This is a genomic window from Streptomyces glaucescens, from assembly GCF_002154375.1.
In the GTDB taxonomy this organism is placed as follows: Bacteria; Actinomycetota; Actinomycetes; order Streptomycetales; family Streptomycetaceae; genus Streptomyces; species Streptomyces glaucescens.
Window position 1 is genome coordinate 1 of sequence record NZ_MUND01000481.1, and the last position, 6,789, is coordinate 6,789.

At 73.5% G+C, this 6,789-nt stretch carries 7 protein-coding genes and 1 tRNA gene; 6 read left to right on the top strand and 2 right to left on the bottom strand.

The annotated features are described in order from the left end of the window. Nucleotides 1–413 (top strand): VOC family protein (locus tag CCN42_RS28710; RefSeq protein ID WP_086739971.1); only part of this gene is annotated, 413 nt, incomplete at its 5' end. 56 nt (nucleotides 414–469) lie between these two features. On the opposite strand, the gene CCN42_RS28715 is transcribed toward CCN42_RS28710, so the two are convergent. After that, nucleotides 470–543: transfer RNA gene (locus tag CCN42_RS28715), tRNA-Pro, on the bottom strand. 98 nt (nucleotides 544–641) lie between these two features. On the opposite strand from CCN42_RS28715, the gene CCN42_RS28720 reads away from it, so the two are divergent. Continuing rightward, nucleotides 642–1,214 (top strand): DUF309 domain-containing protein, encoded by a 573-nt coding sequence (locus CCN42_RS28720; RefSeq protein WP_086739972.1) that lies wholly within the window; start codon nucleotides 642–644, stop codon nucleotides 1,212–1,214. A gap of 63 nt (nucleotides 1,215–1,277) precedes the next feature. After that, the gene (cobF, locus tag CCN42_RS28725; protein ID WP_086739974.1) at nucleotides 1,278–2,051 is read left to right on the top strand and encodes a precorrin-6A synthase (deacetylating); all 774 of its coding nucleotides are present in this window, start codon (nucleotides 1,278–1,280) and stop codon (nucleotides 2,049–2,051) included. Nucleotides 2,052–2,084: 33 nt separating this feature from the next. Here cobF and CCN42_RS28730 read toward each other — a convergent pair whose 3' ends face one another. Continuing rightward, nucleotides 2,085–3,317, bottom strand: coding sequence for a L,D-transpeptidase (locus CCN42_RS28730; RefSeq protein WP_086739976.1), 1,233 nt, complete (start codon nucleotides 3,315–3,317; stop codon nucleotides 2,085–2,087). A gap of 216 nt (nucleotides 3,318–3,533) precedes the next feature. Between CCN42_RS28730 and CCN42_RS28735 the strand changes: the two genes are divergently transcribed. From CCN42_RS28735 to CCN42_RS28745, 3 genes are all read left to right on the top strand, one after another. After that, complete coding sequence (locus CCN42_RS28735; protein WP_086739978.1) at nucleotides 3,534–4,730, top strand: lipid II:glycine glycyltransferase FemX; 1,197 nt, start codon at nucleotides 3,534–3,536, stop codon at nucleotides 4,728–4,730. Nucleotides 4,731–4,867: 137 nt separating this feature from the next. Next, nucleotides 4,868–6,421, top strand: a complete 1,554-nt coding sequence (gene murJ / locus CCN42_RS28740; RefSeq protein WP_245877510.1) for a murein biosynthesis integral membrane protein MurJ — start codon at nucleotides 4,868–4,870, stop codon at nucleotides 6,419–6,421. Between the two features lie 20 nt (nucleotides 6,422–6,441). After that, nucleotides 6,442–6,789, top strand: a 348-nt coding sequence (locus tag CCN42_RS28745; RefSeq protein ID WP_143662038.1) for a response regulator transcription factor, incomplete at its 3' end; no start/stop codon positions are given.

The following is a 6,789-nucleotide window of genomic DNA, read 5'->3' on the forward strand; positions in this document are numbered from 1 at the left end:
AGTTCCAAGTCACCTTCGACTGTGCGGAACCCGAGCGGCTCGCTCGCTTCTGGTGCGAGGTGCTGGGGTACGTCGTACCGCCGCCGCCGGCGGGGTTCGCCACTTGGGACGATCACCACCGCTCCCAGGCCCCTGAGGACCGGGGTGCGTGGTTCGCCTGCAGCGATCCCACCGGTGTGGGGCCGCGACTGTTCTTCCAGCGCGTCCCCGAAGGCAAGGCCGCCAAGAACCGGGTGCACCTCGATGTGCGGGTCGCCACCGGGCTCGTGGGGGAAGAGCGCCTGGCCGCGCTCGAGGCCGAATGCGCACGGCTGGTCCCGCTCGGCGCGGTACGCGTGCAGCTCCTGTACGACGGGCATGACGCGTGCATCGTGATGCAGGACATCGAGGGCAACGAGTTCTGCCTCGACTGAACGAGGGGCCGTTCCGGATTCCTCCGGAACGGCCCCTCGTCTGCGACTCTCACACGTCGGGACGACAGGATTTGAACCTGCGACCCCTTGACCCCCAGTCAAGTGCGCTACCAAGCTGCGCCACGTCCCGATGCGCTGTCCGCGGTGAACCCGCGTGATCGCGCGGACAGCACTTTACCCCACGGGCCCCGCGACGCCGAAGGGGGCGCCGGGCGGGACAATCGTCGTATGGGTGGAACGGGAAACGAAAGCGGGACGCCGCAGGGCCGGACGGACCGGGCCGCGGAGGCCCGGGACCGGGATGCCGAGGGGCGGGCGCGCAACGCGCGGCCGCGGGACGGGCTCGGGCGGCCGTTGCCGTACGGATCGCCGGGGGTGGAGCGGCAGCCGGAGGGGTTGGTGCGGACCCCGGAGGAGACCGTGGCGGAGGCGCAGGCGCTGCTGGACGCCGGGAAGCCGTTCCACGCGCACGAGGTGTTCGAGGACGCCTGGAAGTCGGGGCCCGACGAGGAGCGGGCGCTGTGGCGGGGGCTGGCCCAGTGCGCCGTGGGGCTCACGCACGCGGCGCGCGGCAATGTGACCGGCGGGGCACGGCTGCTGCGGCGGGGAGCGGGAGCCGTGGCGGAGTGGGCGGCGGCCTCCGGGCGGCCGGGGGCGTACGGCATGGATCTCGGCGGTGTGGTGGCGTGGGCCCGGGAGCTGGCGGACGCCGTGGAGGCGGGGGCCGGCGGTGCCGACGGGGCCGACGGTGCCGTGGTGGTGGACGCCCGGGCACGGGCCCCACGGCTGTACGGGAAGTGACGGACCGGTTCCGATCGCCCGGGCGGTGATCGCGTGGTGGGTGGCGTACGGCAGACTCGGGGCGTGCGAAAGATTCATGTCATCGGTATCGGCGCGGGCGACCCCGACCAGCTGACCCTCCAGGCGGTGCGGGCGCTGCGCGGCACGGATGTGTTCTTCCTGCTGGACAAGGGCGAGGTGAAGTCCGACCTCACCCGGCTGCGCCGGGACATGCTGGAGACGCACGTACCGGAGGGGACGTACCGCGTGGTGGAGGCCCGCGACCCGGAGCGGGACCGTCGCGCGGGCGGTGCGGCGTACTCCCCGGCCGTCGGGGACTGGCGCAGTGCCCGGGCCGACATCTACGAGCGGCTGATCCTCGACGAACTGGGCGAGGACGAGACGGGCGCGTTCCTGGTGTGGGGCGACCCGTCGCTGTACGACAGCACGCTGGGCATCCTGGAGGAGGTGCTGGGCCGGGGCGCCGTGGCGTTCGAGTACGACGTGGTGCCGGGCATCAGCAGCGTCTCCTCGCTGGTCGCCCGGCACCGGACGGGGCTGAACCGGGTGGCCGGGTCGGTCCAGATCACCACCGGGCGGCGGCTGTCGGAGGGCTTCCCGGAGGGCGTCGACGACGTCGTCGTGATGCTCGACGCCCACCAGACCTTCCGGCAGTACGCCGACCAGGACATCCACATCTACTGGGGCGCCTATCTCGGCACCCCGGACGAGATCACCGTCTCCGGCCCGATCGCCGAGGCCGCGCCCCGCATCGAGCGGCTGCGGGCCGAGGCCCGGGAGCGCAAGGGCTGGATCATGGACACGTATCTGCTCCGGCGCGACCCGGGACAGAGCTGAGGAAGTGAGCCGGAGGGACTGCGAGCGCGTCCCTCAGCGCAGTGCGCTCCGCTGCTGCCACTCGGCCCAGGACAGGTTCCACTCGCCGAAGCCGTTCTCCGGCGCGACGACGCCCTTGGTGTCCGCGCCGGTGATCTCGAACGGGTCGCCCGGGCGCACCTGGCCGTAGAACCAGGCCGCGTCCGCGTCGCTCATGCCTATGCAGCCCGAGCTGCGGTTGGCGTTGCCGAACCAGCGGGCGTTCCAGGGGGCGGCGTGCGCGTACATGCCCGACCAGGTCAGGCGCATCGAGTAGTCGACCATCTTGTCGTAGGCGTCGCCGAGGCCGACCGTCTCGGAGTTCATGTTGATGGTTCCCTCCTTGGCCATGAGGACGGCGGTGCCGCGCCAGGAGCGCTTGTCGCCGCCGGGCGTGCCGCCGGAGACCGGGATGCGCCGCACGGTCCTGCCGTCGCGGACCAGCGTCAGCCGGTGGCGGTCGAGGTCGACCTTGACGATCTGCTGGGTGCCGATGGTGAAGGTGGTCGTGTAGTCGCGGACGAACCAGCCGCCGGTGCCCGAGTCGGTGCCGTTCAGTGCGGCGTTCAGGGTGACCTCGGTGCCGGGCTTCCAGTAGGACTTGGGCCGCCAGTCCACCCGGTCCCGGCCCGACCAGTCGCGCATCCAGCCCCAGGAGCCCTCGGTGGGGTTCGAGGTGGTGATCCTGAGCTGTTTCTCGACCTCGGCCTTGTTCTCGACCGGGTGGTCGAAGACGAGCGAGACCGGCTGGGCGATCCCGACGGTGGTGCCGGTGCCCGGCCGCCAGTCGACCTTGTTGACCTTGTCCGCCGGGGCCGTGGCGAAGGAGGCCCGGGCGGTGCCGGCGGCGCCGCCCTCGGTCCGGGTCGCCGCCGTGACCGCGTACGCCATGCCGGGCACGGCCTTGCGGTCGGAGACCCAGGTGCGGCCGTCGGGAGCGACCCGCCCGGCGAGTGCGCGGCCCTCGGCGTCGGTGACCGTCACCGAGGTGAGGCTGCCGCCCGCCGCGGTGACCTTGACCGGCTTCCCGGCACCGGCCTGCCGCCCCGTGGGGGTGACCGTGACGGTGACGGGACGGTCCCCGCCGCCCTTCCCGGTCTTGCCCGTGTCCGCCGTGCCGGCCGGGCCGGAGCTCGCGGAGCAGGCGGCGAGCGGCGCCAGCAGGGCGGCGGCTACGGCGGTGCGGATCAGGACGTGGGTGCGGACGGCGCGTGCCGGGGTGTGGGCGGGCGCGGGGGTGCGGGGCAACTGGACCTCCGAGGCGGACGGACAAGGCGGGGGACGTCGTGACTTTCGTGACTCTAGATCCGGAGATGCCCAGGTCAGCGGCGTCGGTTCAATGTGACGGCGACTGGTGAGGAACGGTCATGGTCCGGTCACATTCGCCGCGCGGGACGGTCATGGGCGGCTGTGAGCATCCTGTGCGTCCCCGCGACAGCCGGGGAGAAGGAGAGGCTCCACGACGTGTCAGCGCTGCTCGTACCACCCGGCCGCCGGCAGGAGGAACGGAACCGCGGCCTCAGGCTCGGGCCCGTGACCGCCGAGACCTACCGCGCCTTCCTCGCGTCCCCGCGCGGCGCGGCGCTCGGCGCCGGTTTCCTGCAGTGCCCGTCCTGGGCCGACGTCAAGGAGGGCTGGCGCCCCCAGTTGCTCGGCTGGGGACCGGATCCGGAAGCCGGTGACCTGACCGGGGTCGCCCTGGTGCTGCTGCGGCAGTTCCCCGGCACCCGCAAGTACTTCGCCTACCTTCCCGAGGGGCCCGTCGCCGACTGGGCGGACCCGGGCATCGACGACTGGCTCGCCCCGCTGCTGGAGCAGCTGCGCCGGGCGGGCGCCTTCGCCGTACGGATCGGCCCCTCGCCCGCGTACCGGCGCTGGGACGCCGCCCTGCTGAAGTCGCTCACCGGCCCGGGCAGACGGCTCGCCGACGTGCTCGCCAGCGAGGTCGATCCGCTCGGCACCGCCGTCGCCGAACGGCTGCGGGCCCGTGGCTGGCGGCGCTGCGGCGGTGACGGGACCGGGGACGACGGAGACGCCCAGCCGCGCCACGTCTTCCAGGTGCCGCTCGCCGGACGCGGCACCGAGGACCTGTGGTCCGGGCTCAACCAGGAGTGGCGGCGAAACGTCCGGCGCGCCCAGAAGGAGGGCGTGGAGGTCGTGGTGGGCAGCGCGGCCGAACTGCCCGAGTTCTACCGGCTGCTGCGCGTCACGGAAGAGCGCGACGGTTTCCGGCTCGGCCGCTCGCTCGGCTACTACCAGCGTCAGTACGCGGCGCTCAACGCGGAGGAGCCGGGCCGGATGAAGCTGTATCTCGCCCGCCACCGCGGGGAGATCCTCGCCGCCCACACGATGATCACGGTGGGCCGCCGGGTCTGGTACCAGACCGGTGCCTCGGCCGACCACCGCCGTGAGGTGCGGCCCTCCAACGCCCTGCAGTGGCGGATGCTGCTGGACGCCCACGCCCTCGGCGCTGACGTCTACGACATGCGCGGGGTACCCTCCACTCTCGATCCTGACGAACGTGCGTACGGACTGCTGCGGTGGAAGCTCGGCACCGGCGGACAGGTCGTCGAGACGTTGGGGGAATGGGAGAGACCGTTGGGCGGCACCGCCAACCAGACGCTGTACCGCGCCTTCCAGGCGTATCTGAACCGCCGATGAGGCCGCCGACGGTCCCCCCGGCGACCGGCGACGGAGCGACCACGGGCCCCGGTACGACCGCTGACGGAGCGAAGACGGCCCCCGGCTCGACCGGCGACGGGGGCAAGCCGGTCTCCGTGGCGCGCAGCAGCGTGCTCATGGCCGCCGGCTCGCTCGTGTCCCGGGCCACCGGCTTCGCCCGGTCCGCCGTGGTCGCCGCGGCGCTCGGCACCATCGGGCCGACCGCCGACGGCTACGCGGTCGGCAACGCCCTGCCCATCATCGTCTACATGCTGCTCCTCGGCGGCGCGCTGAACGCGGTCTTCGTGCCCGAGCTGGTCAAGGCGGCCAAGGAGCACGCCGACGGCGGCGCCGCCTACACCGACCGGCTCGTCACGGTCTGCGTCGTCGCCCTGCTGGCGCTCACCGCCGCCGCGGTGTGGGCGGCGCCCGTGATCGTCGACGCGTACACCGGCTACGGCGGTGAGCAGGCGGCGATGACGACCGCGTTCGCCCGCTACTGCCTGCCCCAGATCTTCTTCCTCGGCCTGTTCACGCTGCTCGGGCAGGTGCTGAACGCGCGCGGCCGGTTCGGCGCGATGATGTGGGCGCCGGTCCTCAACAACCTCGTCGTCCTTACCGTGTTCGGTCTCTTCCTGGCGCTCGCCCTGGGCGGCGGGGACACCCTCACCGCGGCCGAGACCGCGCTGCTCGGGTGGGGGACGACCGCCGGGATCGCCGTGCAGGCGCTCGCCCTCGTGCCCGCCCTGCGCGCGGCGGGCTTCCGCTGGCGGCCGCGCTTCGACTGGCGGGGCAGCGGACTGACCCGCCCGCTGCGGTCGGCCGGCTGGCTGGTGCTGCTGGTCCTCGCCAACCAGGCCGCGTACTGGGTGACGACCCGGCTGGCCACCGACGCGGGCCTGGACGGCGGTCCCGGGTACAGCGCGTACAACAACGCCTATGCGCTGTGGGTCGTCCCGCACGGCATCATCACGGTCTCCCTGGTGACCGCGCTGCTGCCCCGGATGAGCGCGGCGGCCGCCGACAAGGACACCGCGGCGCTGCGGCGCGACGTCTCGCACGCCCTGCGCGCCTCGGCCGCCGCCGTCGTCCCCGCCGCCTGCATGCTGTTCGCCCTCGCCCAGCCGGTGATGGCGCTCGTCTTCGGCCACGGCAGGACCAGCGCGGGCGACACCGCCGCCATGGCCGGGATCCTGATGGCCTTCGCACCCGGGCTCGTCGCCATGTCGGGCCAGTACGTGCTGTCCCGCACCTTCTACGCGCTCTCCGACACCCGTACGCCCTTCCTGCTCAACCTGGTGATCGTCGCCGTCAACGCGGGCCTGTCCACGGCCGCCGCCCAGCTGCTGCCGGCCCGCTGGGCCGTCACGGGCATGGCGGCGGCGTACTCGCTGGCGCTGTGCGCGGGCTGGGCGGTCACCGGCCGGGTGCTGAGCCGCCGGCTGGCCGTGGCCCGGCCGTGGCGGTCGTCCGCCGTCACGGCGCACGCCCGGCTGCTGGTCGCCGCCGTGCCCGCCACCCTGCTGGGCCACCTGGCGGCCTCCGGCTCCGCGCGGGCGGGCGCCCCGGCCGCGGCGGCGGCCGGCGCGGCCGTCGTCGTGCTCACCTTCGCGCTGCTGGCCCGGCCGCTGCGGCTCACCGAACTCGACGCGCTGATCTCCGGCACTCGCCGGCGAGTGACCCGGCGCTGATCACCGACTGGGAGATGTTGATGCCCCGCGTACTCCTCATCGAGGACGACCCCGCCGTGCGCGAAGGAGTCGAACTCGGTCTGCGTCGCCGCGGCCACGAGGTGCTGTCGGCCGCGACCGGCGAGGCCGGACTCGCCGCGCTCGCCGAGTTCCGCCCCGATCTGCTCCTGCTGGACCTGATGCTGCCCGGCCTGAACGGCGTCCAGGTCTGCCGACGCGTCCGCGAGGACAGCCAGCTGCCGATCATCATGCTCACCGCGCGCGGCGACGACTTCGACGTCATCGTGGGCCTGGAGGCCGGGGCCGACGACTACATCGTCAAGCCCGCGCGGCCCGAGGTGATCGAGGCCCGGATCCGGGCGGTGCTG

What these genes read in the sequence shown, in the direction of transcription:
- murJ (WP_245877510.1), top strand. Translation starts at nt 4,868, where the DNA reads ATGGCCGCCGGCTCGCTCGTGTCCCGGGCCACCGGCTTCGCCCGGTCC.
- CCN42_RS28720 (WP_086739972.1), top strand. Translation starts at nt 642, where the DNA reads ATGGGTGGAACGGGAAACGAAAGCGGGACGCCGCAGGGCCGGACGGAC.